This is a genomic window from Vibrio chagasii (genome assembly GCF_024347355.1).
Lineage (GTDB): Bacteria > Pseudomonadota > Gammaproteobacteria > Enterobacterales > Vibrionaceae > Vibrio > Vibrio chagasii.
In genome coordinates this window covers 1,722,302-1,746,251 of record NZ_AP025466.1, presented here as the reverse complement: position 1 = coordinate 1,746,251, position 23,950 = coordinate 1,722,302, and the positions used below count along the sequence as shown (strand labels likewise).

The window sequence follows — 23,950 nt, the reverse complement described above, 5'->3', positions numbered from 1 at the left end:
GGTACAGTTCCAAACCAATAATAAAAAGCCCCCAACACATAAGTGTCGGGGGCTTTTCTATAACTAAAGCGTTTTAAGTTAGGCTTCTAACTGATTTCTTAGGTGCAGATGAACCTTATTGAATCTTCAAACGTTGAATCAGAGTTTCTTCGTCTAACTGATATAGCTCATCAAGCAAGCTCATTTGCAAGCTACCCGGACCGCGAGAGTTCTCAGCAGCAATTTCACCAACCACACCTAATACCGCCGCGGCAGCCAAACCGCTTTCATCACCAACAGCAGCAAATGCGCCAGTCAGTGCGGTTAAAGTACAACCCATACCCGTCACATACGGCATCATTTGGTGTCCATTGTTTAACGTTACTACGCTGTCTTTGGTGACAACATAATCCGTCTCGCCTGAAATCACCACATTTGCACCGTATTCAGCCACTAAGCATTGTGCAGCACCTAACGCAGCACCACTGCTATCAAGCGCATCCACACCTTTGCTCTGCGCTTGCTCGCCCGCCAATGCAATAATCTCAGACGCGTTACCACGAATGATTAGCTTATCCGCTAAACGTGCGATTTGACGAGAAGTCTCTGTACGCAGCGTACTTGCACCACAACCGACTGGGTCAAGCACCACAACCTTGTTGTTCGCGTTCGCTTGTTCAACCGCGAAGCACATTCTTGGCGCCCAGACACTGTCGAGCGTGCCAATGTTGATCACCAAAGCGCCAGAAAATGACATGATCTCAACCAGCTCTTGTTGCGAGTGCGCCATGATAGGCGAAGCACCAATTGCCAATAACGCATTGGCTGTATTGTTCATCACCACATAGTTAGTAATATTCACAACCAGTGGCTTTTGCTCTCGTACTGCGCGCAGCGATTGGATGATTTGTTCAGTTAGCATGGATTAGTCCTTATTCGTAAAAGTCGCTTTAAGCCGTTGTTGAGTCATTCAGTGCATTCAGACCTTGCTGCCAGAAAGCCACTTCCATACGCGTTGCGGTTTTAAATATATGCACGATGTTCTGGCCGCGCTCGCTGTTGATATCAATTTCAGCCAGTAGCTGATTGAAATACTCAGCGCCTGTTGCCACGCCAGACTGAAACTCTTCACCACCGTAAAGCTGCAACCAGCTTGCGTATGGGTTACCTTCCAAAACAGTGTCACTGCTTTCTAATAGCGCTTTACCAATCACAGCATAACCAATTGAACACGGAGCCAATGCCGCATAAAGATCAACAAGATCCCCCGTCATACCCGCGTCTAAAACGTATCGCGTGTAAGCGACGGTGCCGAAATCTTCTGGTTCGTTTTCTAAATCAGATTCCGTTAAGCCCCATTGACCACAGTAAGTCACGTGGTGAGAAATTTCAGAATCCAATAGAGCATGAACACTTGGCAGAGCACGGCGCATATCAGCTAGTGTTTTTGCCTTATAAATCGCCAATGCATAAGCACGGGCATACTGTTTCAAGAACAGAAAATCTTGTTTCAAGTAATGCAGAAAACACGGCTGAGCAAGAGTGCCGTTTGCCAGCGTTTTAACAAAATCATGCTCGGTGTAATCTTGCCAATCTTGCTGACAGGCTTGGATTAAGTCTTGGTATTTCATGAGATTCCTTAGTCAAAAGCCGGTACGTAATCAGCAGCTTTTGGTAGTGATTTGATAATGCCTTTGTCGAACATGAACTGCGCGTAATCATCGTAACGCTTCATGTCTACCGCAGAAGGGCGAAGTGCAAAACGAGTCAATGTGTCGTTCCATGCACGTTGGTTAAGCTCGTTGTTTAACGTATCTGGCGAATACGCCACAAACTCGCTCCAAGAGTCTTGCGGGTGGTTCACAATGTAAGTGGTTGCTTGCTCAAGTGCTTTGTTGAATGCTTTGATTGCTTCGTCGTCGTGTTTCTTTGCGTTCGCCACAAAGATCAACTCGTCGTAAGCTGGCACACCGTGCTCTTCTGGGAAGAATGCTTTGGCTTTAAAGCCTTCAAGGGCTAGTTGATTCGTTTCGAAGTTACGTAAGCCACCCCAGATTGCATCTACTTTGCCTGATGCCAGTGAAGACGACAGTGCCCAACCAACATTGATAGTTTGGACGTCAGTAAACTCAACATTTTCCTGAGCTAGCATGGTGCCGATCGTCGCTTCTTCATTACCTGCAATCGCGATACCGATCTTTTTGCCTTTCAGATCCGCTAGTGAATCGTTCTTGCCGTTATCCAGCACCATCAACGTGTTCAGTGGTGTGGCGATTAGGGTTGATGCACGAACCAAAGGCAAGCCTGCAGCGACATCCATAGTTAAACTTGGTTGGTAGGTTACTGCGAGATCGACCTTACCTGCTGCAACGAGTTTTGCTGGCGTGCTTGGGTCAGCTGGCTCTTGGATTTCAATCTCTAGGCCCTGATCTGCAAAGTAACCACGCTCTTGAGCAATCACAATGGGGCCGTGGTTCGGGTTTACAAACCAATCCAACATCAGTGTCAGTTTCTTGTGTTCCGAATCCGCTAATGCATGACCTGAAACTAGCGAAGCAAGCAGTGCCACTGCACCTACCAATTTGGTGTTTTTCATAGTTAACCTTTCCTTTTGAATATTATTATTGTGTTTGTCGATCTAATTTCTAACGTGGTTTGTTTAGATAAATAGCCTGAGCGAAGCTTTATTAAACAAAGAGTTATTGAGCTAGCCATCATTGGTTCCCCCAGGGGATAGCTTTTTTGAGTAATTTGTCTGTGATGAAGTAGAGCGAGATAGAGAGCACCGCCAAGATAAACAAGGCAGCAAACATCTCATCAATGATCATGCGCGCATTGGCTTGCAGCATTAGGTAGCCTAGCCCTTCACTCGAACCCACCCACTCGCCAACAACCGCGCCAATCGGAGCGATAACCACTGCCACACGAATGCCCGACGCCAATGTTGGCAGAGCAGCAGGAAGTTGAATGTGGCGTAGCAGTTGCCATTTCGATGCACCCATCGTCTTAGCGAGATCAAGATACCCAGTCGGAGTATTTCGCAGGCCGTCATAACAGCAGGTAGTTACAGGGAAGAAAATTATGATCGCCGCCATCACTACTTTTGAGGCGATACCATAGCCAAGCCACAGCATCAGTACTGGCGCGATCGCAAATACAGGAATCGCTTGGCTAGCAATCAAGATCGGCAACAGCCAGCGTTTCAATGGGTCAAACATCAACATCTGCAGAGCGAAAAACAGCCCCATCGTCAGACCTAGTAATAGCCCTAGCAAGATTTCTTGTGCAGTTACCCAAGTGTGTTTGAGCAACACGTCATAGCGTTCAATTAGCTTGAGGAAAACTTCAGCAGGAGCCGGCAGAATAAAGCTTGGCATTTCGAAAACAACGACCACAAGTTGCCATAAGCCGAGAATCACAACACTGCTGATAAGCAAACGCATAACGGGATTAATCTGAGTTGAACGCTCAGACCTAGCCTGCACGTTCGTTGGCTGAGTGACAGCTTCACTTCGCGTTAAATCAGTCATAATCACGCTCCAACTGGTCTAAGATCGCCTGTTGCAACTCGGCACACTCACCATCGAGCACTCGTGGCGTCGCCGTGTGAGGCACAGATAAAGAGTGAGCGCTCGCAGGTGTGCCTTGGAACACATACAAGTTATCCGCCAAACGCACTGCTTCTTGCGGATCATGAGTGATCAACACAACGGTTTTATCTCTTAATAGTTCACAGGCTAAGCTCTGTAACTTGTGTCTTGTTACCGCGTCCAGTGCTGAGAAAGGCTCATCCATCAACACCACTGGCTTGTCTTGCATTAAGGTTCGAGCCAAAGCAACACGCTGGCGCATACCACCAGACAACTGATCCGGCATAGTATCCGCGTAATCGGCCAAACCAACTGAAGCGAGTAACTCGAACGCTCGGTTCTTTTGGTCTGCATTTTGATGCTTGTTCGTAGTGTCTTGGAAGCGATGGCTCAGGCATACATTGTCGATAACCGACAACCATGGCAGTAACAAATCTTGCTGTGCCATGTAAGCGATGCGATTGGTTAAAGGCAGTTCATCAGACGTTACCAATGTGCCCTGCCACTCCACCTTGTCGCCCAACAAACCTGCTAAATAACGCAATACCGTCGTTTTCCCACAACCACTTCGCCCAAGCAGCACTGTCCACTTACCTGCGCTTAAGTTAAGTGACAGCCCCGACAGGGTCGCGTACTCGCTATCTCGGTAACGCAACGTCGTATTGCTAAGTTGAACGCTAACCGTATTAACGGACATTACCGTGCCCAGCGAAAAAGTGATTTACTGGGCCATGACCTTGACCTACTTTCAACTCGTCAGCATGGGCAATCGCGCGTGAAATGTATTGCTTACCTAAGTCGACAGCCTCTGGAAGCGTGTTGCCTTGAGCCAAGAAAGAAGCAATAGCAGAAGAGAGCGTGCAGCCCGTTCCATGAGTGTTGTTGGTAGGAAAACGCTTCGCGGTAATGACAGCAGATGCAGTTGGTAGAATCAGTAAGTCATTGCTGTTTTCATCTTTCTCTAGATGACCACCTTTTAGCAGAACGGCTTTAGCACCTAAAGCGCGTAAGTCTTCAATCATATCCTGCATTTCGGCTTCGCTTTCAGGAACGGCTTTTCCTGTCAGTGCAGCGCCTTCTGGCAAATTAGGCGTGATGATGTCAGCGAGCGGAATCAGCTCTTGTTTTAATGTGGTGATAGCCGAGTTTTCTAAGAGAAGGTCGCCACTTGTCGCGACCATTACAGGGTCAATTACTAAGTGTTTGGGCTGGTATTGTTTGATTTTGTCTGCAACGACTTTGATGATTTCCGAATCCGCTAACATACCGACTTTTACCGCCACGATATTCAAATCGGTGAACACCGCATCTAATTGGCTGGCAACATGCTCAAGTGGGATTGGGAAAATGGCTGATACGCCTTGGGTATTCTGAGAGGTAATCGCAGTAATCACCGAACAAGCGAAGCTACCCGTTGCAGACATGGCTTTAATATCCGCTTGAATACCTGCGCCGCCGCCACTATCGGAACCTGCAATGGTTAAAACAATCGGAGTATTGACCACCGAAGATTGGTTTTGTGGTGTTTGTGTATTCTTGAGTGGCGCTTGAGTGTTGGAATGCTGCGTCATGGTCGCTCCTACTATCTAAAAGACGTAAGAGAACCGAACTTTGGCCGTAAAGAGAGTGTGGAAGTGAAACCAATGAGAGCTCATTGTTAGACCACATAGACAAAGTCATCATAGTTCCCTACGCCAGTGTTAACTGAATCAGGTTCAACGGGTCTCGAATAACGATCTCAGCAAATACCAATTAAGGTGGATGCCCCCCGACTATTGATAACGATAGTAACAGCACTCTCGCGACTGAGATACTCATTTTATTCATTTATAAGAGACAAGCATGAATAAAATTCAATTTAGCTTTGTTAACAAGCACTTAGTTTCGCTGATTATTTGGTTGTGATTGAATGGATAAACACATGACTATCAACAACATACCTATCCAACCGACCAAAGGTATCCGCTCCCCCACAATCCAAACAGCCAATACGGCGGCAACAACTGGCTCAAGCAAAGTAATCAAATTCGCACTACTTGCCGTGACATGTCTTAACCCGAAACTGAACGCGATATAACCCAAACATTGAGGAAGTAACACCAAGTAACTCACCACGAATATATTAGTACTTGAAGCGAATAGATTGTCACCAGTGAACCATAACGTTGGTAATAACAACATTGCACCTAAACCAAATATGCTGCCCATCGCCGCTTGTGACTTGATGCCCTGGTCTATCAGAGCTTTTGTCGCCCACGAATAAATGGCATAACACAACCCAGCAACCAAACCTAAACCAATACCTAAAAGCTTCAGGCCATCATTAGGTTCGCTCCCTACTGACGACTCAGAAAAAACCAATAGTCCAATACCAACCACGCCAATGGCAAAGCTCGTCAGCCAACGTTTATTAATATTATTATTTTTGCTAATAAGACACTCTAAAAGCGCAGAAAAGAACGGAGCAGTAGCTATCGACACCACAGTTCCCATCGCGACACCCGATAATTTCATCGAAGAGTAGAAAGCCAAAGGATAGATCGCCAAAGCCAATGCACTCGCGGCTAACAACTTTTTGTTGAGCAAAAGCTTATCAAGTGAAGATAAGATCTTCCGATACGCCAAGCCCGCTTGCATTAAGCCACCAACGCCCATTGAAAACGCGCCAATCGCTAGCGGGCTGAGATCCGGCGCAAAGCTTGCGGCTGTACCTGTCGTACCCCATAAAACAGAAGCAAACACGATGGCTAAAGTGCCCGTTTGGAATTCGTTAACGCGATTGATGGCAAGATTCATTACTATTACCTAGTCTATTTTCATTTCTGAACTAGATAATAGTGAACACACGCTAGATTTAGTTTGCCAAAAGGACGCTATTATTGCTTTGAAAGACTCTCTTTCATTGAACCTAAAAACGCCCTCGGAGACATGCCAAAGTGCTGAGAGAAGCGTCGACTGAACGCAGACAAGTCGCTATAGCCCACATTTTCTGCGACCAATTGAACAGGTAAATCAGTATGGCTTAGCAAGGCTTGTGCTTTCTCCATACGATAGCAAGTGATGTATTTAAGGGCACTGATTCCAATACACTCTTTAAAGCGCTTCTTAAATTGAGTGGGGCTCAAACAAGCCGTTTCTGCAAGCTGAGAAATAGAGAGAGACTGGGCGTAATTATCCGCAATAAGCCTTTGCACCGCACGAATACGAGGGTCGATGCTCTTGCTGACTTCTTGTTGCTCTAATAGCAGTGAAAACACATCTAAGATAGATGATTCAATGCCACTGTCCACTTGGTATTCCAACTGCTTTTCCACGAACAGCAAGAAGCTCATTAAAGGTGGTGTTATCGTGAACACCGAAAGCTCATGCTCTAACAAGTGCTGCGGTAACTCCACCATATCCGCAACAATAAAGCGTGCCGCTTCATCCGCCTTAAACGCATGAGCTGTAGTGACTGGAATTACCACGCATTCACCAACAGCGACCTTTCCAACATACCCAACCATTTCAATACTAATACTCCCTTGAATAGGCAACACCAGTTGATGGTAGCCGTCATGGGCATGAGTATTAAATTGCTTGGTGTAAGATCGAATGCTTAAGCTAGATTTCATGAGCAACGCCGACGTTGGTTAAGTGCGTAAAGGTAACTGTATACAAGTAAAAGTATTTGAGACACATTAACTTATCATCTGCAGTTAGTCACACTTCTCGTAAATAGTGACCGTTCCCCTATAGCGATACTATTCGATAACGCGAATCTCAATAGCAAAGATACCGTGAACCGGGATCATCTCTTTGTATTCGTGAAAGCTGTAGAGAAGCTCAACGCCCTCATCAATTGAATCACTCAAATTAGATAGCACTCCTAGTCCCTCTGTCATCAATAACGCTCTTGGGTCAGGATAGTTTCTTACGTCCAATACTTCGACAGTCAGCGCGTTTGGCTTAATCACATCTAAACCAACAAACGGTGGACCTGATATCACTTGAAAAGCAATGTGGTCTCCTTTAGTCAGCTGGTCATATTGAATGGCCTCATAACTGTTATTTGTTCTTATCTCAACACGCTTCGCGCCACTCTTTATTGCGTCTAGCGGTCGTTGGTAGATTTCCAGCTTGTAAGAATTCATAAGCCCTCTTTTTTAAATGTTGTTTCGTGCTGCTTACCATAACTCAAGTAAGCGCAGCCGTTACTTTATATTGAGCTTAGTTCACATGAGTACAGAATCACAAAATCAAAAAAGCCGTTTAAGTATTGCTACTCAAACGGCTTTTTAACTCAAGTCTGATTGGCATGGCTAAGAGCTGTTAACCTAACTGGTGATCGCTCATTAACTAAATTGCCTTCTACACTCAATTACTTTTGAAGTTGCTCTTTAGCGGCTTCAACCTTAGAAAAATCTAGGCCAAGTTCTTCAACGGCTTCTTTGATTAGCGCAGGGTTTTGCATTACCTGCCCCATAAGCATTTGAAGCTTGTCTTGTGGTAAACCAAGTTGGCTGATCGTCGCCATTGCTGCAAGAGGGTTTTCAGTCAACGTTTGGAATAGCTCGCTAATTTGCGCGTCGCTAATATTGTTCTCTTTCAACATTGCTAGAATCGGGTTCATCTTTTTACCTTTGAAACACTAAATAAAATAGGAGCACAGCATACCATCTAGCTGTGCTCGATTGTACTAGCAACTTATACTTTGCCTAGTGTGAAGTAACGCTAAACCTAGCGAGACTCTAACGGGTAAGAGCGGTAACTCCACATACCATAGGTACGAAGAGCGTCACGGTAGATACCTAGCAGCTCACCATCACTTGCTTTCTTGAGTTCTGAAAGTGGCTTATCAGGGTAAGAAACCGTATCGAAAGTAATGCCTTGAGGTCCAGTTTGCCAGCTTGCCACTTCAAATAGAGTTTGACCACGGCGAACGTGGCTTGCCGAGCTAATAATCGTCGCGTGTTTAATGTTGTGGCGAGCTAACGCATAACTACTGAATAAGGCATTGCCAACCGTGCTAGTCGCATAATTTTCTTCAATGATGCGATCTTTGCTTACCCCTTTTTCAATAAGCCAGTCCGCCATCAACTTACCTTCAGTCTTGTGGTTCTTCGGCACGCCACCCGTTAACACGATCATCGCATCCGGATTCGCTTTAGCCATAGCTAGAGTTGTCTCAAGACGCTCAATCAAGATCTGATGCATTGAGCCGTCTGGATTCAGCGCATAACCTAGAGTAACGATAGCGCCGTGATCATCCAGCAAACCTTTGTCTGCAGATTCTTTAAGCGGTGTTTCTAACACGCGATCAACCGTCGCAAAAATGCGTTTAATATCTTCAGCCTTACCTTCGTTCAGGCTTTCTAGCTTCTCCATGTGCTTATTGGATTCACTTTCATTGCCTTCAAATCGCTGCCAAACCGCAAGATAAGCATGAAGGTCAACATCGTCTGGTGCAACCGTCAGTGCTTGTTCAAACAGCTCAATCGCGCGCTCTGCATTTTTGTTGTAAATCTGAGCGTTCGCTGCCGAGATCAGTAAGTCAGTACGATAAGGTTCTAGTTGGTAAGCCTCTAGCAGTCGGTTGGTCACAATTTCCATGTTACTTGGCATTTTTGCTGTGAAACCGGCGTGAGAAATTCTCGCCGGAGACTTAAACGCTTGCAATGCATCAAGAAGTAATTGGTCGACAACCTGTCGCTTCGTCACTAGCTGAGCGTAATCGGCAGAAGCTTGAACTGCGCCATCGTTAGCAGCAAAAGAAAATGGGGCTGTGCCAAAGGCTAGTATGCCGCCAAGAGCGAGGGCGATAATGTTCTTTTTCATGAGGGGTCCTGTGTCGAAAAGTGTTCACGTCAGATTTTCTGCCTAATGTAAGCAGCTGGGACAAAAAAACTGTGAACTAATCCAAAGTATCTACAGGTGATATTCATTTGTTACATAAGGTATGACTGGAGATCACGATTTTGACAATATCAGTAAGCGTGTTTGCTGATAAAATTTCAGTTTGAAAAAGCTACGCGAACCTTGCTTCCCTCAAACTACAGAATAACTCGTATACCATGACATCAATGCAAGAACAGAATTTCAAACAAAAGAACCTCCAACATAGAGGCCCTTTTCCTGTCTCTCTTAATGTGTTTAGAGAAAATCTCGTGTAACCCCGTATAAACAAGTTACACAGCAAGAAGTGCTTTGATGTTACCGGAAAGGTTTAACATCCAGTAATCTCCATCGCTCTTTAGTATAATAGTTTCATACTGTGTAGTAACTCGGTCCCCGAACTGCTCTTTTTTCTCGACCGTAATATACTTTTGACCTTGGTAATCAAAGTCATTAATTACACTGAAAGAAGATAATTTAGCAGTATTGGAGCCTTGAGCAATCTTGCGAATATTTAGGAAAGTATTCATAAAGACTTTATCATCCATAACCGCGATGTCTTCTCTAGCAGCTCCGGTACCAAAGGCAATATTCACGATATCAAGAACGTTCTGATTTCCATTTTGAAGGCCTTCCATAATGATTGATTTGAGTTCTCTAATGGCATCCATATGATAGAAACTTGCAGACTGGTTAAAACCGACCTTAGTGATGAAATCAAAATACTGCTCAACAAACTCGACAGGATCTTGAGACAAAGATAAGTCTCCTTCAACCACGACATCGACATTTTCAATCAATGCGAACGCTGAGCTATAAGGGGTAAAGTCGATACGTTTGTCTGCCAACCAATTATCATAAACCCATGATGATTCGTCCAAACAATGCTGCGATACTTCTGCCAACGGTATTCTGTCACCGATAGTAGTGTTGTGCGTTTTTTTACCTTGAGCGTTTGTCGCATACGTATAGACCAAAACACCGGATTGCGGGTAACGCTCCTCTCTATCTATCTCGCTAAAGGTAGTACTAATACACACTCTATCTATGCTATTAAGCGCTATTGGTAACAAGGCACTGGCTTCAGCCCTCTGTGCCAAATACCCCTCACTAAAGTCGAAAAAGTCAAAACTAGGTGCTTGATACAGATTAGGTTCTTCAGTCAGGGTTGGGAGCCCGTGCTTTGTATTCGGGCTAACAATATAGGTTTCACTCGCAGCGCTCGCTGAAATTAATAACATTACTAGTGGGGTGATATTCTTCATTATTTACTTCCTTCATATTTTGGCGAGAATATCTTTTATCCTGATAAAAAGTTCAACCCAGTAAAGCATGAATTAAAAAATAAAAAATCCATCTGTGATTACAATCAACTATACAAGAAGAATAAAATACAATTAAAACAATAAACATACAAAACACTATGAGTTATAACTAGCTGTTGATGATCTTGTTTAAAGTTAAAAATATAAATATAGACCTTTATTTATCTCTTTCACATTCTAAATAACTGAAATTAAAATAAAGGATATCAAATTAAATATTTATAAAGTTGAAACCATGCTTATATTAACCTCCAATTAAATTAATTGGTATCACCACCATTAAATTTAACATCTAAGATTTCTAATTTATTAATGACTAATTTTATCTCTCACACCATAAGTGAAAGGTAAAGTCCACAAACTGCGTAACTGAAAGTTATTTTAAAGAGCTACTCCCAATGAAAATTAAACTCGCATTATTAGCACTACTATCGTTCAACACAGCTTCAGCCAGCGAATTATTCTTATTTGATCAAGTCACCGCTTTCAAACTCGGCGGTGAGCAACATAGCCTGAGTGGCGTCGAAAAGTACACGGGGCAGAGAATTCGCATCGAGTGGCGACAAAGCGCTTACGAGAAACCACAACGTTTAGATAGATGCATTGGCACTTTCCAACAGGCGATGAACCAACCGGAGCGCTATTACTTGCATGTAGAACTATCCGAATCGACATTTGTAGGTTGTGAAATTGGAATGAAGGAAAGCTTGTTAGCAAACTGATCCAGACTGTTTGATAAGCTACGATTAGTATTCGGTATTACTAATCGTATCTTAGCTCATTCAGGTTCAGCTTCTACGATTAGACACCAAACACTTGAATCGACAATTCATTCATATTTGTGATATGTGCAACCTAATCCATATGATTATGTTGCATACATCCGAAAGACTAACTAACTTCGCATGCTCCACAAAAAACTAAAGGAATCATTTACGTGCGACGTTTATTACCACTCTTAACTGCCTCTATACCAGTACTCTTTTCACCAACGCTATTTGCTCAAAGCTACTATTCTGTAACTAGCTGTGATCAGCTAGTAGACATATACAATGAAAAAAACAGACCACTGTACATCGATATTGTCGATAATCTAGATTGTACAAGTGCCCCGACCTTAGTTGAAAGCCTATCGGGAGTAATCAATGGTAATGGCCATGCCATCACGAACCTGAACTTCCAAAGTGAAAGAGGATATAAATTAACCAAGGCAAATTTAAATAACATCACATTTAAAAACACTTCTATCCATAATGAAAACAGCTTTGATCACTTGTTTGAGATCGATGACCATTGGAGAAACGTCAAATTCATAAACATAGAAACCACAGGTGCACCATTCAACCAGCTGTTTTATTCACTTGATAACAAAGAGCTTACAGATGTCTCAATTGATCTTGTGGGGGTAAAATTGGCAGCCATTAAAGACTTACTCTCTTCACGTATTTCTCGCTCTAGTATTAACAACCTAGAGCTTTTGAATGCATTTGTAAGCCGCCAGTCGTCATCGCCGCTATCTCTGCTTAGTAGGAGTGTATCTAGGTCAACCTTAACGAACGTTACACTAGCTGATATAACAGTTATCGGTGAACCTACTGGGGATAATGGGAAAACCAGCATAGTAGATAAGATAGCTGACTCTGACATCAACGGGCTAACCCTAGAAAACGTTACATTCTCTCGTTCAGAAGAAGATGCATTCTTTTATTCTGAGTCTGATAACAAAAGTACCTACACAAACATCTACCATAACCTGTTCGATGACACGACAAATATTGGGACTATCCCATTAGTCTCACAACCTATAGACGATCCACTAAACCGTACGATCAATTTCCAATCTATGAATCAACCAATGCAAGCTCCGGCAATGTGTACCCCATATTTACTTCAAGATAGTTACTTTGGCATTAAAGCTGAATAAATAAAAAAGTGACTCAAGCTTAAGTGACCAAACTAAACTGGCCACTTAAGCTTCTTTTACAACATTGCCTGTTATCCTCAAAAATGAGAATAGGAAAAACAAACCCCGCTGGGGTTAAACTAGTGGTTAGCAATAAATAAGTGGCTGTTATCAACCAATTCAAAATGTTGTAACTCTTACTCCGTTTATCGTAAGACAATTACCTACCCGTTTCAGGTTTACTGCCCAATAATAGTAGTAACAGAGCACCTACGACTATAGCTATATCAGCAATATTGAAAATACCAGTACGAAATGAACCAAAGCCTATATTGAGAAAATCCACCACCGCGCCATTATTTATCACTCTATCATAAAGGTTACTCGCTCCTCCGGATAGAATCATTGAGATTGCAAACAACGAGTTCGTACTTAATCGAGGACTTGTCATTAAGTAAGTAATGCCTAAACACAAGAAGAGACTCACACCCAAAACAAAAATACCAAATCGGATCTCATCCGATAGACCATTGCCCAAGCCTAAAAACGCACCAATATTTTCAGTATAGCCAATACGAAGAGTGTCGAAAAAATAACTACGCATCATGTTCCTGGGCAAGTACTCAGCAGCAATAAGCTTTGTTATCTGATCAATACTAACGCACAAGAAGGCGACAACTGTTACCACCTGTATTCTCTTTTTTAATTCCATATTACCTCTACGTTATTAAAGTCTAATTGCTCCCTGCACAAGCGCAGTAAACGTTTCTCGTATTCTAAAAAAGTATCAACTTAGATGCGTCTAAAGTAAGGAGTTAAACACCTTTATAAAGTCTTTGTGTAGGGCTATTTCCGCCCCGGCTCATGCCTATGGTATCGAGGCAATTCTACATTTAAATCTTCCCAGTTAGCTTTCGAAGTCACGAAGTTGTGAGAAAGGGGACGCTCCAATATATCGCTATCTAATGCCCCTATGCGAAGGCGATACCTTTCTCGAGATTGAGCATTTGAACTGTATAATGGCGAACCGCAAGTCCGACAAAAATACTTCCGCTTACCCTCGCTGCTCTCGTAAAAGGTGAGCGAATCACTATGGTCTGTTAGCTTCAGATCTTGCGCATTAATAAAACCATTTGTAGCGTAAGCACTTCCACTCGCTTTACGACACAATGAGCAATGACAGTGAATAATATCAGTTATATTACCGTCAAGTTCAAACTGGATTGAACCACACAAACAGCTACCTTTGTACATCTACTTTTCCTGAATTTAGTTTACGAATATCCGTCAGCACTTATAGCACCACACCATGAAATATCATCTCAATTCCTATCGACTGTATTCGGCCCTCTCACTTTACAAACGTCATTGGAATCACTTCAACTACCACAATCAAAAAATAGGCTACTAATTTCAAGTGAAAACAACGTTTTACTCGTTGAGGAAGCTTCCAATCTGTTAAATACATGTTTTTGATTATTTCTGATAAACAGCTTCCAACTAGGATTGACAAACAAATTCTGTCTATGACTATTGTGAAACATATTTTATACAAATTTATCTCTCGCGGAGGCAACAGCCTTAGTCCACTAAAATTCAAGTACATGTACCCAGCAACGGTATGCGCAACTAGTTTTACACAAGTAAGATTGACTTTATCAAACCGACCATTCATCAAAACAATCAAATAGGAGCTAACTAACTTTAATCGCCTGCTGATCAAGAGAAGTTATGCGTTGGTTCGAATGTGTCGATTACCTAGGTGGCATTGTCGGTTTTATATCCACGGTTTAGGCTAACGTGGTCATGCTCTCTTAATTCAAAAATGCCCTATAGTCTGAGTGAAAACAATTCAGCATGTGACAGCATTTCCTTTCCAACGCTTCTCGAACCGCTATTCCGCATAGTCCTCCATGCTTTCAGAGGCAGATTCTCGGGGTTATCTTTAGTAAATATTGATTTAGGGAATCTTTTAATCCCATCAGCAGTAGAAGTAAGTCGACAAAACGATCCATTCACTTGATAGAGCCGTTTTTACTAGTTCAGTAGATTTACATAATGGTAATAAAAAGTGGTTGTAGAAACGAATTAATCAGGTCACAACGTTTGAGGTCAAAAGAAGAATGTAATCAACACACAACTCGATAACAAACAGGTTGCATATCTGGAAAATGTAAATATATTAAGCAGGCTCATTAAAACAACAAGTTAGGCTGATATATATTATGAAAAAACAGATCCTTTGCGCGTCTCTGTTGCTTGCGACTTATGCCAATGCAGCTATTGAGCTAACTGCCAAAGCACAAATGGACAATGGTTTCCCAATAGAAATACCTTATCCTGAACTCGAGTTTGCGGCAAACCAGCGTGGTAATGTTAACTTTGGTACTAAGTTTAAATCAGTCCAAGAACTTTGTTTCAAGTTCAACAGCATTGCTGATTACAATCCGTTCTACTTTCGCCCTTTTTTAGAGGGCGAGCTTTTCAGTTCATCTTTTGCAATCACATACCGACCTGGTCAGTATCAATGTTGGGTAGGCTCTGGGGACACTTTCTTGAGTGGTGATATCGATTTTATTCTTTGGAGTACTCGGGAGACAACCATATATGATTTTGAGTTAATGATCATAGGAGAGCCGGACGTTGAAGGTGATATTCTAACCATTAACGCTGAAGAGCATACGATGAATGCCATAAACGGAAACTACCTAACACATACTGTTGAACCGCATACCACCTATGCTGTATCAATAATAAAAAATAACGCCATATATAATACTGCGTATGACAAATTTGGCAGTGTTGGCTTAACGTTTGTAGACCCTGAAGGCGTTAAACGTCTTGTCGCTGTAGAAGATAAAGAAGTATTGATTTCGACTCAAGGCGAGATAAATTTGTTCTTAGCTGACACAGATCAAGATAACAGCGGCGAGGTTTTATTGAACATTAAGAGAGCTTCCCTCGATTGATACACACAAAAAGATACACTCTGGTAGTCTCAAGCTGATTCCTATATTTGAGCGTTCAAGTATGAGCCCGATATTGCAAACTCTATAAAAAAGCCAGCATTCAATCTATCAGCACTGGCTTTTGCTCGTTGAAACGGTATGAAAATCGGGCTACCAATTATGGCCTTGACTCTTCAATCAAACCAGTATCTTTCGCAAAGTCATTATGATTAATTATCTTATTCACGTTCTAGATGGTTAAAGGCTTTTTATTCTCACCAATATAATTATATTAATTTATCAGTAATTTTTACTTAGTAACAGGATTAGCAATATGGTCAGTTGGAAGATAAGATACCTATTAATACCTCTATTTTTAACTTTACTTAGTTTCTCATCTTTAGCTAATTTTCAGAATTGTCGTGAAGAGCCATCTGGACTTTGTGTTAGCCTTATCACTGCAGATAATCACTATATCAATGTTTGGTTTGATCAAAGCATTTACGTTGATATTCTCGCTGTTGGTTATGACTTAAACTCTTGGCGTAGTTGGTTTGTATTAAGGGATAAATTTGCTTCTTTTAGTTCTTTTCAAGTTTCACATTTCGCAGACTACGATAATAATCGAAACGAAAGTGTTTGGTTTACGGCATACAAAGCTCAAGGAGCTGAGTGCTGGTTAAGATCGAAGTCGCTTTATTTTTATGAGTCTTGGGACGGTGCTGATCGCATAAAACGCCCTAAAAAATATTCTGACAGCAGGGCTTATGACACATCAGTTGATGAAATTGTAGATAGAGTAAATGAAAGATACGGGTTTACAGATAACTCAGGAAATCAAATCACTTTTTGCGATGTTGAAGTTCCAGTAATTATGACTAACTAAAAATATGAGTGAATTACTTAACTTTTTCATACTCAAAAAGCAGTACTTGTACTCTAAAATTCATTGGCTTTGCTCGTGCTTTTGCTAATTATGCAAGTGATTAAGAAAGTCCCAGTTTAGAATCTGCCTATGATCAGCGAGGGTCTGAAACTTTCTCCCCTCGCTGTTCATGCAGAAGCTCCACAGCGATTAAACGAACGGTCTACTATTGTCGCTAATTTGAATACCAAGCTAATTTACATAGAAAAATGGTTCAATGATGTTTGAGATGACGATAGAGTTCCCAAATATAGTGCATCGCACTTCCATGGCTCATCTAAAAGCTTACTTCACTGGCCAATTTGACTTTGCTCCAACTTGGTATTCGGACATACAGCATATTCAATTAGTGAGTAAATCAGTAGGGGCCATTTCCTGAGCCCCACCCTTGTCCACTCAGTGCGTTTTCTACTAGCTCCTCTATTGCCAGTCTCTCCGCTTCTTTTTTTGCACGATCTTCATTTTGAATGATGTCTTCGAGCGAAGTATGTAATCCAGAAAAAGCTGGGCCAATGGACTCCATATTTTTATAGAAGTAGTTTGGCAGCCGATGTGTGTTAAGTGTGTCTCTGAGACAATCTATCTGTTGCTCTTCGGTCCTTTGGAAAAATGGACAACCATAATCTTCCGCTCTAAATTGATTGAACTCAGGCGTTTTAAGTTTTCTAACAAAATAAAACACATTATTTTTTATAACCCCACCAAAACCAGTTTCAAACATTAGGTCGGAAAGTTGAATTGATGCTATGTCTTCTCTTACCTCAGGGTTATTGTTGTGAATGTAAAGGATTAAATCTTTGGTACTAAAGGCCCCAAGCGCTGCTCTGTAAAGCCTTATTTCTTGCTTGTTAGAAATGGTCTTGCTGAATAATGTTGTGTTCGTCGGCTTATGATAGACAGAGAGCACGTATTCGGACTCATCTTGTTCATGAAAAGTTGTAGAAGCTGTGATAGAAAACACGCCCTTTTGGAAAGTGGGAGTAAATACACACCTATCCTCTAGTAACATATATAAAACAGTAGGTAGTCGCCACTCACTCCTGCTACATCCATACCTTAAAACCTCGCCTTCAAGTATTCTTGGTATTTTCTTCAACACAACATTTGTAAAAATATTTACCGCAAAAATTTTATTATGGGAACCAGGATCAAACCGACCTGAGCGAAGAGACGCCAGTTTAACTCCTGAAGAAAGTAAAGATTCCATTTGACCGGTAGCAGTAAGCCACCTGAATGTCATATTTGCAATACTCGACAAGCTCAGTTCTACGCCTTCACTTCTAATTGCATCTTTGATTTCTTGAAAAATCATGAGACGTTCGTTATCACTTAAATCATTCAAATTTCGAGTGCGATCGATAAAATAAGGCGCATTCTCATGAACATATGTTTTTAAACCCAGTAAAAAAGGGATGATTTCACGGACGTAATAGTGTGGGAAGGCAATGCGATAATTATCGAATCCCTCTATTGCGAGTGATCTTCTGGATACAAATTCAGCCACGTTTGTTTCACCGTAGCTTTTAATGGGTGAATAATCGTTATAATATTCAACAATAAAGGATGTTGTACAATTTTCACAGCGCACCGCTCTGCCTGGCTTGTTTAATGTTTCTCCGATTGTAGAACTCATCAGTTCATTCATTTGTAGGCTTAAAATATTACCTTGAGAGTAGCTACTCAAAATAGATTGTAATAATAGCAGGTAAGCCCTAGAGAGATTGTTTTCAAAATTAAAATTTTCCGATAAGAATGGAATATCAAGACGTTCAAATTGATTCTCCTCTAATTCTTTGAGTAATGTGGCATAAGCTCCTTTAAACTCTATGGGCGTTGCTTGTGCGTTCGCTATTAATATGTCTTTAAGAAGCTCTTGCTTCATTAGGCTTATTCGTATATTCACAAAGCTCAATGGAACATCGAATGCTGTGAGGTTTTTGCCGCCTTGTTCTAACTGAGTATATGCATCTTGAAGATACAACAGTTCTTGCTGAGCGGGTGTAGAACCCGTCTCCCTTACTTTTATCTGTGCTGTAATTAAAAGCGAGTATATCGCATGCTCACAGTGTCCAGGACTGACTGTACATTCATTCGCAACCTCTAATTGCTTGAGAAGTAATTCTTCTGACTCTTCATTATTAAGGCTAGAATGATAGACACCTAATTCACTAGAATATATATGGTCTTTTAAATTATCAGACAGGGAGGTAGCATGTGCGGCGTTTATTGACAATAATAACGCCAACATGGAAATGAAGAAATTTTTGGGCATAACTGACTCTCTTTAGGACGGTATCTTGTAATACCGTTTTTACGTTTATAGTATTAGTTCCATGCATCATACTTAAATCCAGTTGCATATCAAATTAAATCAACTAAAAGCACCTATATTATTAAGTTATCATTTAAGACATCAACTAACTAATAAATACTCGTAAAGACTCCGAACCACTTAGGATATTGCTGTTTATAGGATTTTTATTTTTCACAAAATTAAAACATACTTAACAATTAATTTTCACTCTCACCATATATACTGGAATAATTTTATTTTGGACTTCGAATATCCATTTACTATGCCTAAACGAAAATAAACGTCTATTATTCATAACTAAAATTAACCAATCACTTTTATTCACTTATCATACTAAGAGGTCAGGTAATTCCAATTTTTGAGTGAGGCATTAAAAATTATAATTTGGGGCGCACTTACGTTCGAAGGTATCCGTGGGCTACAATTCTCTATTCACGCTCAGCGCTTATTCAATAAGAATAGAATCGATACAATAATGTTCATAGCTGATCTTCAAAATTTCAATTTTTTGCACTCTTCGCAATTTTATTAGGCACCCTACAAATTAATTTATCCTCGTAAACACTCCCCCTCCTTTGTGCTTTCTATAAACCTTACAACTCGCTAGCATCATGTTAAGACAAGTGACAAAATTTGCGAAAATATGAGACCGATAACGCGACTCTGCGGGCATGAGTTGTGCGTTTTCCGTGGATTGTTTGTGTTTTAGCTGGGCTCTGCAATAGGCACAAAAAAGCCACCATGATCGGTGGCTATCTTGGGATAGTTGCATTTCAAACTTGTACTAATTCACAATTATCTATGAGTTGACATTACCAAAGCTGCACCAGCACTGATAAATGTAGTTCCAAACACCTTTCCGATAGTGCTCCCTGATACAAAGCTTTTAGCCCCAGCTTTTAACTTCTGACTCAAAAAAGAGTATGAGAGTAGACACAAAAATGAACACATCATAAGGGTAGTAACTAGTATTGAAAATTGATTAAACAAAGACTCTGAGGCATTAATGAACTGTGGAAAAAGTGCAGATGTAAATATAATTGCTTTAGGGTTTGTTAGTGAAATGAGAAGCCCTTGAGAATAAAGGCTCCGAGCACTAAATTTTTTTGGGTATGTGCTGTCGGCTGTTTTTAGTTTTACGCCATTACGCCATTACGCCATTACGCCATTACGCCATTACGCCATAATTTTACTCCCATATATAAGAGATATAACGCCCCAATTACTTTTATGATCGTAAAAGCTGTTGAAGAAACAATCACTAGCGCGCTTAATCCTAATATAGAGAAAGTAGACATAATAAAAAGTCCAGTTACATTACCTGCCGCGGTAATAAGAGCACGTGCAGCCCCGAACTCTAGACTATGCGTTGATACTAGCAATATCGCAGGACCAGGAATCGCTGCCGCAATAAGTGCAATTGAGCAAAAAGCTAACCAATTTTCAAAATTCATGATATTTCCTATTAAGGGATAAGCAACGTAATACCAGGGCCGCCCGCCGCATAACGCCATAAAGATCGAAACTAACGGATAGTAAAACTACCAAGTGTCGCGAATCATTCTTAAACAAATTTTTAGCAATCAAACTCTAACACCATTGGAATATCAACCATTCCTTGGCGATTTCTAACGCCTTCTGTGCGTTTAAAACCAAAACGCAAATATACGCTTTCCGCATTTACCGCAGAGTTAACCGTAAATAGACCGCTATTACCGCTTTCTAATGCTTTTTGTTTAACAGTTTCCCATAATTGACGGGAGAGCCCATGACCTTGAAAATCATCATCTACGAATAGATGGTACAGATGTGACTTGTCTCGTACTCCAGCTACACCAACGACTTAATTATTCTCGGTTACTGCAACAACATAGTTATAGTTTGTAGACAGATATTTTTCCATGTTTTTCTCTGACATTGAATCGAGCAAAATACTGTGTACCGACACATCACAAGTTGGGCAAACATATTTGTTTGTTAAAGGTAAGATCAACTCACTGATTGCCTTTGCATCACTAATTTCTGCATTCCTGATATTGATGCTCACTATTCCCCCTGATTGCTAATCGCTTGCTATCTATTAAACCGATACTAGAGAAGATACACATTTACACTCAACACGATCAATACGTCCTCTGTAGCTTATGCTTTATCACTTCACAAAATACAGAATTCTTACGCATAATAGCCCTAAAGCTATGGCTCATCTGGGGTGAATACGCCCATTGTGGAGGGCATAAAGACGGCCTCTAAAACGGTAGAACTGTATAAACCCTCATTATAATTATGTATCGTGGGCTTTTCATTTCGATAGCTTTACGGTATGGCATGGGAGAGATTTGCTAAGAGTGTGACGATGAAGCCGGCATAAATAAGACGTATTTCGGCAACTTATATTTTAGCTGTAGTGGCGAGTGCTACCTTAAAGGCTCTCAGTCAAGCAAATATGCACTAACGCTCACCAACACTCGACAAAAAAGATCGCTCTTTGCCTATCTCTGAAGCGCCTTGCAACAAGATCTGTAAACCTACGTCGGGCAGACCATACAATCAATGCTATGCCCCTTTCTGCTACATCCTGAAGAACAAACTCGCCATAAGCCTCCTTTATGGTCAAGCATCCACCGTTTTAAGACATTAATCTACCAGCCACTTTATAATGAATAGAGGGAACATTTTAGTTTTGCGCGATATTCTTGGTTATGCCGATATCAGTATGACAATGCGCTATGCCCTCTTAAAACCAGCTCATTCATCTAAGGCAATTAATCTATAATTCTTGTTAAAATCTTTAACCAGCCTTGAGAACATTTAGCTCGGCTGTCGCCACTTGCCAAATTTTAGGTAAAACAGTTTCACTATATGCACACAGTAACCTATCAACACTACCTGAGTACTTGTCCATCGCCGACTGTGAAGACATGCCGTAGAACTTAAAGGAACGAAAATAAATTAAAAAAGACAACAATTTGACCAAGAGACCTATGTAAATAAAAATAGTTAAAAAGACAATTTATCCCCATAAATAACGCTGTTTTTACAATGAATGCCGCCATTTTTGCAGCCAATTTTTGAGAGTGAATCAACCAATAAAAAAGCCAGCGTTGAATCCATCAACACTGGCCTTTGTTTAGCTAAAACGAAACGGGGATTAGTCCACAAAAATTGGCAGTTGTTCTTCAGTCAGAACACTGTCTTTCGCAAAGTCAGTGTGGTCTGTTACCTTGCTCACGTTCCAGTTAGATAAGTCTTGGTTAAAGGCCTTCGTATCACGAAACATGTATCTCATACCCACAACATTCGATGTATCCCAATCACCTATATCTTGATTAAAGGCACCTGCGTTATAAAACATGCTAACCATACTTGTCACATTCGATGTGTCCCACCCACTTATATCTTGATTAAATGCTTGTGCACTAAAGAACAGGGCTCTCATACTTGTCACATTCGATGTATCCCACCCACCGATATATTGGTTAAAGGCACTTGCACCACTAAACATATAACCAAAATCCGTCACATTTGATGTATCCCAGGCACCAATATCTTGGTTAAAGGCACTTGCACCAGCAAACATATATATCATAACCTTCACACTGGATGTGTCCCAAGTACCGATATATTGGTTAAAAGCGCTTGCATCATGAAACATAAAATTAAAAGCCGTCACATTCGATGTATCCCACCCACCGATATATTGGTTAAAGGCACTTGCACCACTAAACATAGAACTAAAATCCGTCACATTCGATGTATCCCACCCACCGATATATTGGTTAAAGGCACTTGCACCACTAAACATAGAACTAAAATCCGTCACATTTGATGTATCCCAATGACCGATATTTTGATTAAAGGCTTCTGCTCCAACAAACATCTTACCCATATCAGTCACATTTGATGTATCCCAATGGCCGATATTTTGATTAAAGGCACTTGCACCACTAAACATATAATCCATATACTTCACATTTGATGTGTTCCAGTGACCTATATCTTGGTTAAATAATTTTGTGGCTCCGAACATCCCGCTCATACTCGTCACTTTAGATGTATCCCAATAACCTATATCTTGATTGAATGTACTAGCCCACTTAAACATTTCGTACATTCCTCTGACATTCGATGTATCCCAATAACCTATGTCTTGGTTAAAAGATTTAGCTCCTTTAAACATCCAAGCCATGTTCGTCACATTTGATGTATCCCAATCACTAATATCTGTATTAAAAGAAACTCGGTCATAAAAAACTCTACTCATATCCGTCACCTGTGTTGTGCAAAATCCTATGTGGCCTTGCTCTAATTTATCGAGCAACGTCTCGTTTTTTATTAGGGTGTTATCCACCACCACATAGACTTGCCCGTTTTCAAGCATCACGGAGTTAACAGGTTGGTCAGGGCATTTTACTGAGATATCTACAGCAAATGCGGTTTGGCTAGCGAGCGCAGCGGCGCCCACGAGAAGTGAGGTTATGGTTCTTTTCATTGTATTTTCCTAGGGTTGAATAGACGTTATTGTGTAAAAGTTGGAAGGCTATCTTCAGACAGGCCACTGCCTTTTGCGAAGTCGATATGGCGTGAGACGCGCTTGACGTCCCAGTGGGTTAAGTCTTGGTCAAAGCGCTTAGCGCCGGAGAACATTCGGTCCATATTAGTCACATGAGAGGTGTCCCAACGGCTGATGTCCTGATTGAAGTATTTGTTTTTAGCGAACAGGTCACTCATGTCTGTTACGTGAGTGGTGCAGAGCAGAATGTTGCCATCAAGAAAGTTTTGCCAATAGTCTGAGTTGCGAATGAGTGCATCATTGACGACCACAAACAGCTCATCTTCTTGAACCATGACGGTTCCTGGTTTATTTGATTCGCAGGTTACCGTTTCTGGTTCACTGGCAAAGGTGTGGCTACAACTCAGCAGCGCACAGGCGGAAATAATCGAACGTAGCTTCATAGTTAAAACCATGATTTAATTAAAATAAGTTCGAAATGATACAGAAAGCTCGCTGGTTATTTTCACTTTTTCAGATGGAGAATAATCCTAAATATATAAATTGAGTCCCTCCCCCAAAAAACCACTCAGATTAATG

General features: G+C 41.3%; 24 protein-coding genes, 1 pseudogene and 1 riboswitch. Of the genes and pseudogenes, 5 read left to right on the top strand and 20 right to left on the bottom strand.

Annotated elements, in window-relative coordinates:
• Positions 1-115: 115 nt before the first annotated feature.
• The 12 genes from thiM to OCV52_RS23470 all read right to left on the bottom strand — a co-directional run bounded on the left by thiM (position 116) and on the right by OCV52_RS23470 (position 10,708).
• On the bottom strand, positions 116-901 hold the full coding sequence (thiM, locus tag OCV52_RS23525; RefSeq protein WP_137406790.1) for a hydroxyethylthiazole kinase: 786 nt from the start codon (positions 899-901) through the stop codon (positions 116-118).
• 28 nt (positions 902-929) lie between these two features.
• Positions 930-1,610: a thiaminase II gene (tenA, locus tag OCV52_RS23520; RefSeq protein ID WP_061032307.1), complete on the bottom strand. Its 681-nt coding sequence runs from the start codon at positions 1,608-1,610 to the stop codon at positions 930-932.
• 8 nt (positions 1,611-1,618) lie between these two features.
• On the bottom strand, positions 1,619-2,575 hold the full coding sequence (locus OCV52_RS23515) for an ABC transporter substrate-binding protein (protein ID WP_105023691.1): 957 nt from the start codon (positions 2,573-2,575) through the stop codon (positions 1,619-1,621).
• Positions 2,576-2,693: 118 nt separating this feature from the next.
• The gene (locus OCV52_RS23510; protein WP_137406789.1) at positions 2,694-3,509 is read right to left on the bottom strand and encodes an ABC transporter permease; all 816 of its coding nucleotides are present in this window, start codon (positions 3,507-3,509) and stop codon (positions 2,694-2,696) included.
• Entirely contained in the window at positions 3,502-4,266 is a 765-nt protein-coding gene (locus OCV52_RS23505; protein ID WP_137406788.1) for an ABC transporter ATP-binding protein, read from the bottom strand. The genes OCV52_RS23510 and OCV52_RS23505 overlap by 8 nt, the downstream gene beginning before the upstream one ends.
• The gene (thiD, locus tag OCV52_RS23500) at positions 4,256-5,140 is read right to left on the bottom strand and encodes a bifunctional hydroxymethylpyrimidine kinase/phosphomethylpyrimidine kinase (protein ID WP_170222419.1); all 885 of its coding nucleotides are present in this window, start codon (positions 5,138-5,140) and stop codon (positions 4,256-4,258) included. The genes OCV52_RS23505 and thiD overlap by 11 nt, the downstream gene beginning before the upstream one ends.
• 98 nt (positions 5,141-5,238) lie before the next feature.
• Positions 5,239-5,350, bottom strand: a riboswitch (TPP riboswitch).
• Positions 5,351-5,447: 97 nt separating this feature from the next.
• Positions 5,448-6,365, bottom strand: a complete 918-nt coding sequence (locus OCV52_RS23495) for a DMT family transporter (RefSeq protein ID WP_137406787.1) — start codon at positions 6,363-6,365, stop codon at positions 5,448-5,450.
• A gap of 80 nt (positions 6,366-6,445) precedes the next feature.
• Positions 6,446-7,183, bottom strand: coding sequence for a helix-turn-helix domain-containing protein (locus OCV52_RS23490; protein WP_102424256.1), 738 nt, complete (start codon positions 7,181-7,183; stop codon positions 6,446-6,448).
• A gap of 129 nt (positions 7,184-7,312) precedes the next feature.
• Positions 7,313-7,702, bottom strand: coding sequence for an ASCH domain-containing protein (locus tag OCV52_RS23485; RefSeq protein ID WP_008216358.1), 390 nt, complete (start codon positions 7,700-7,702; stop codon positions 7,313-7,315).
• Positions 7,703-7,929: 227 nt separating this feature from the next.
• A complete protein-coding gene (locus tag OCV52_RS23480; RefSeq protein ID WP_004738856.1) occupies positions 7,930-8,181 on the bottom strand; it encodes a DUF2999 family protein in 252 nt (83 codons plus the stop codon).
• Positions 8,182-8,288: 107 nt separating this feature from the next.
• Complete coding sequence (locus OCV52_RS23475; protein WP_137406786.1) at positions 8,289-9,386, bottom strand: YdcF family protein; 1,098 nt, start codon at positions 9,384-9,386, stop codon at positions 8,289-8,291.
• Between the two features lie 350 nt (positions 9,387-9,736).
• Complete coding sequence (locus OCV52_RS23470) at positions 9,737-10,708, bottom strand: hypothetical protein (protein WP_137406785.1); 972 nt, start codon at positions 10,706-10,708, stop codon at positions 9,737-9,739.
• A gap of 458 nt (positions 10,709-11,166) precedes the next feature.
• Here OCV52_RS23470 and OCV52_RS23465 point away from each other — a divergent pair, with 458 nt between their 5' ends.
• On the top strand, positions 11,167-11,490 hold the full coding sequence (locus OCV52_RS23465) for a hypothetical protein (RefSeq protein WP_137406784.1): 324 nt from the start codon (positions 11,167-11,169) through the stop codon (positions 11,488-11,490).
• A 215-nt stretch (positions 11,491-11,705) separates the two neighbouring features.
• Positions 11,706-12,692, top strand: a complete 987-nt coding sequence (locus OCV52_RS23460) for a hypothetical protein (RefSeq protein ID WP_137406783.1) — start codon at positions 11,706-11,708, stop codon at positions 12,690-12,692.
• 199 nt (positions 12,693-12,891) lie between these two features.
• Here OCV52_RS23460 and lspA read toward each other — a convergent pair whose 3' ends face one another.
• Together lspA and OCV52_RS23450 are read right to left on the bottom strand one after the other, a co-directional pair.
• The gene (gene lspA / locus OCV52_RS23455; RefSeq protein ID WP_004738847.1) at positions 12,892-13,383 is read right to left on the bottom strand and encodes a signal peptidase II; all 492 of its coding nucleotides are present in this window, start codon (positions 13,381-13,383) and stop codon (positions 12,892-12,894) included.
• A 134-nt stretch (positions 13,384-13,517) separates the two neighbouring features.
• Entirely contained in the window at positions 13,518-13,925 is a 408-nt protein-coding gene (locus OCV52_RS23450) for a GFA family protein (RefSeq protein WP_004738846.1), read from the bottom strand.
• Positions 13,926-14,896: 971 nt separating this feature from the next.
• Here OCV52_RS23450 and OCV52_RS23445 point away from each other — a divergent pair.
• Both OCV52_RS23445 and OCV52_RS23440 read left to right on the top strand, forming a co-directional pair.
• Positions 14,897-15,640 (top strand): hypothetical protein, encoded by a 744-nt coding sequence (locus tag OCV52_RS23445; RefSeq protein ID WP_137406782.1) that lies wholly within the window; start codon positions 14,897-14,899, stop codon positions 15,638-15,640.
• Positions 15,641-15,953: 313 nt separating this feature from the next.
• Positions 15,954-16,505, top strand: a complete 552-nt coding sequence (locus tag OCV52_RS23440; RefSeq protein ID WP_137406781.1) for a hypothetical protein — start codon at positions 15,954-15,956, stop codon at positions 16,503-16,505.
• Between the two features lie 397 nt (positions 16,506-16,902).
• Here the strand turns inward: OCV52_RS23440 and OCV52_RS23435 are convergent, their stop codons facing one another.
• The 4 genes from OCV52_RS23435 to OCV52_RS23420 all read right to left on the bottom strand — a co-directional run bounded on the left by OCV52_RS23435 (position 16,903) and on the right by OCV52_RS23420 (position 20,665).
• On the bottom strand, positions 16,903-18,816 hold the full coding sequence (locus OCV52_RS23435) for a hypothetical protein (RefSeq protein ID WP_137406780.1): 1,914 nt from the start codon (positions 18,814-18,816) through the stop codon (positions 16,903-16,905).
• A gap of 837 nt (positions 18,817-19,653) precedes the next feature.
• On the bottom strand, positions 19,654-19,899 hold the full coding sequence (locus OCV52_RS23430) for a LysE family translocator (protein WP_315973372.1): 246 nt from the start codon (positions 19,897-19,899) through the stop codon (positions 19,654-19,656).
• 119 nt (positions 19,900-20,018) lie between these two features.
• A complete protein-coding gene (locus OCV52_RS23425) occupies positions 20,019-20,312 on the bottom strand; it encodes a LysE family translocator (protein ID WP_261900888.1) in 294 nt (97 codons plus the stop codon).
• Between the two features lie 122 nt (positions 20,313-20,434).
• A complete protein-coding gene (locus tag OCV52_RS23420; protein ID WP_233090532.1) occupies positions 20,435-20,665 on the bottom strand; it encodes a GNAT family N-acetyltransferase in 231 nt (76 codons plus the stop codon).
• 614 nt (positions 20,666-21,279) lie between these two features.
• Here OCV52_RS23420 and OCV52_RS23415 point away from each other — a divergent pair.
• Positions 21,280-21,634 (top strand): annotated as a pseudogene (locus OCV52_RS23415) (site-specific integrase); the annotation flags it as partial.
• Positions 21,635-22,009: 375 nt separating this feature from the next.
• On the opposite strand, the gene OCV52_RS23410 reads toward OCV52_RS23415, so the two are convergent.
• Positions 22,010-23,350: a BspA family leucine-rich repeat surface protein gene (locus OCV52_RS23410; protein WP_137406779.1), complete on the bottom strand. Its 1,341-nt coding sequence runs from the start codon at positions 23,348-23,350 to the stop codon at positions 22,010-22,012.
• A gap of 26 nt (positions 23,351-23,376) precedes the next feature.
• Positions 23,377-23,814, bottom strand: coding sequence for a BspA family leucine-rich repeat surface protein (locus OCV52_RS23405; RefSeq protein WP_137406778.1), 438 nt, complete (start codon positions 23,812-23,814; stop codon positions 23,377-23,379).
• Positions 23,815-23,950 lie beyond the last annotated feature (136 nt).

Excerpts from the sequence above, each read along its gene's own strand:
- OCV52_RS23445 (WP_137406782.1), top strand. The coding sequence starts at position 14,897 with ATGAAAAAACAGATCCTTTGCGCGTCTCTGTTGCTTGCGACTTATGCC.
- tenA (WP_061032307.1), bottom strand. The coding sequence starts at position 1,610 with ATGAAATACCAAGACTTAATCCAAGCCTGTCAGCAAGATTGGCAAGAT.
- OCV52_RS23465 (WP_137406784.1), top strand. The coding sequence starts at position 11,167 with ATGAAAATTAAACTCGCATTATTAGCACTACTATCGTTCAACACAGCT.
- OCV52_RS23515 (WP_105023691.1), bottom strand. The coding sequence starts at position 2,575 with ATGAAAAACACCAAATTGGTAGGTGCAGTGGCACTGCTTGCTTCGCTA.
- OCV52_RS23475 (WP_137406786.1), bottom strand. The coding sequence starts at position 9,386 with ATGAAAAAGAACATTATCGCCCTCGCTCTTGGCGGCATACTAGCCTTT.
- OCV52_RS23450 (WP_004738846.1), bottom strand. The coding sequence starts at position 13,925 with ATGTACAAAGGTAGCTGTTTGTGTGGTTCAATCCAGTTTGAACTTGAC.
- thiD (WP_170222419.1), bottom strand. The coding sequence starts at position 5,140 with ATGACGCAGCATTCCAACACTCAAGCGCCACTCAAGAATACACAAACA.
- OCV52_RS23505 (WP_137406788.1), bottom strand. The coding sequence starts at position 4,266 with ATGTCCGTTAATACGGTTAGCGTTCAACTTAGCAATACGACGTTGCGT.
- OCV52_RS23440 (WP_137406781.1), top strand. The coding sequence starts at position 15,954 with ATGGTCAGTTGGAAGATAAGATACCTATTAATACCTCTATTTTTAACT.
- OCV52_RS23490 (WP_102424256.1), bottom strand. The coding sequence starts at position 7,183 with ATGAAATCTAGCTTAAGCATTCGATCTTACACCAAGCAATTTAATACT.
- thiM (WP_137406790.1), bottom strand. The coding sequence starts at position 901 with ATGCTAACTGAACAAATCATCCAATCGCTGCGCGCAGTACGAGAGCAA.
- OCV52_RS23495 (WP_137406787.1), bottom strand. The coding sequence starts at position 6,365 with ATGAATCTTGCCATCAATCGCGTTAACGAATTCCAAACGGGCACTTTA.
- OCV52_RS23510 (WP_137406789.1), bottom strand. The coding sequence starts at position 3,509 with ATGACTGATTTAACGCGAAGTGAAGCTGTCACTCAGCCAACGAACGTG.
- lspA (WP_004738847.1), bottom strand. The coding sequence starts at position 13,383 with ATGGAATTAAAAAAGAGAATACAGGTGGTAACAGTTGTCGCCTTCTTG.
- OCV52_RS23425 (WP_261900888.1), bottom strand. The coding sequence starts at position 20,312 with ATGAATTTTGAAAATTGGTTAGCTTTTTGCTCAATTGCACTTATTGCG.
- OCV52_RS23435 (WP_137406780.1), bottom strand. The coding sequence starts at position 18,816 with ATGCCCAAAAATTTCTTCATTTCCATGTTGGCGTTATTATTGTCAATA.
- OCV52_RS23470 (WP_137406785.1), bottom strand. The coding sequence starts at position 10,708 with ATGAAGAATATCACCCCACTAGTAATGTTATTAATTTCAGCGAGCGCT.
- OCV52_RS23485 (WP_008216358.1), bottom strand. The coding sequence starts at position 7,702 with ATGAATTCTTACAAGCTGGAAATCTACCAACGACCGCTAGACGCAATA.
- OCV52_RS23480 (WP_004738856.1), bottom strand. The coding sequence starts at position 8,181 with ATGAACCCGATTCTAGCAATGTTGAAAGAGAACAATATTAGCGACGCG.
- OCV52_RS23405 (WP_137406778.1), bottom strand. The coding sequence starts at position 23,814 with ATGAAGCTACGTTCGATTATTTCCGCCTGTGCGCTGCTGAGTTGTAGC.
- OCV52_RS23410 (WP_137406779.1), bottom strand. The coding sequence starts at position 23,350 with ATGAAAAGAACCATAACCTCACTTCTCGTGGGCGCCGCTGCGCTCGCT.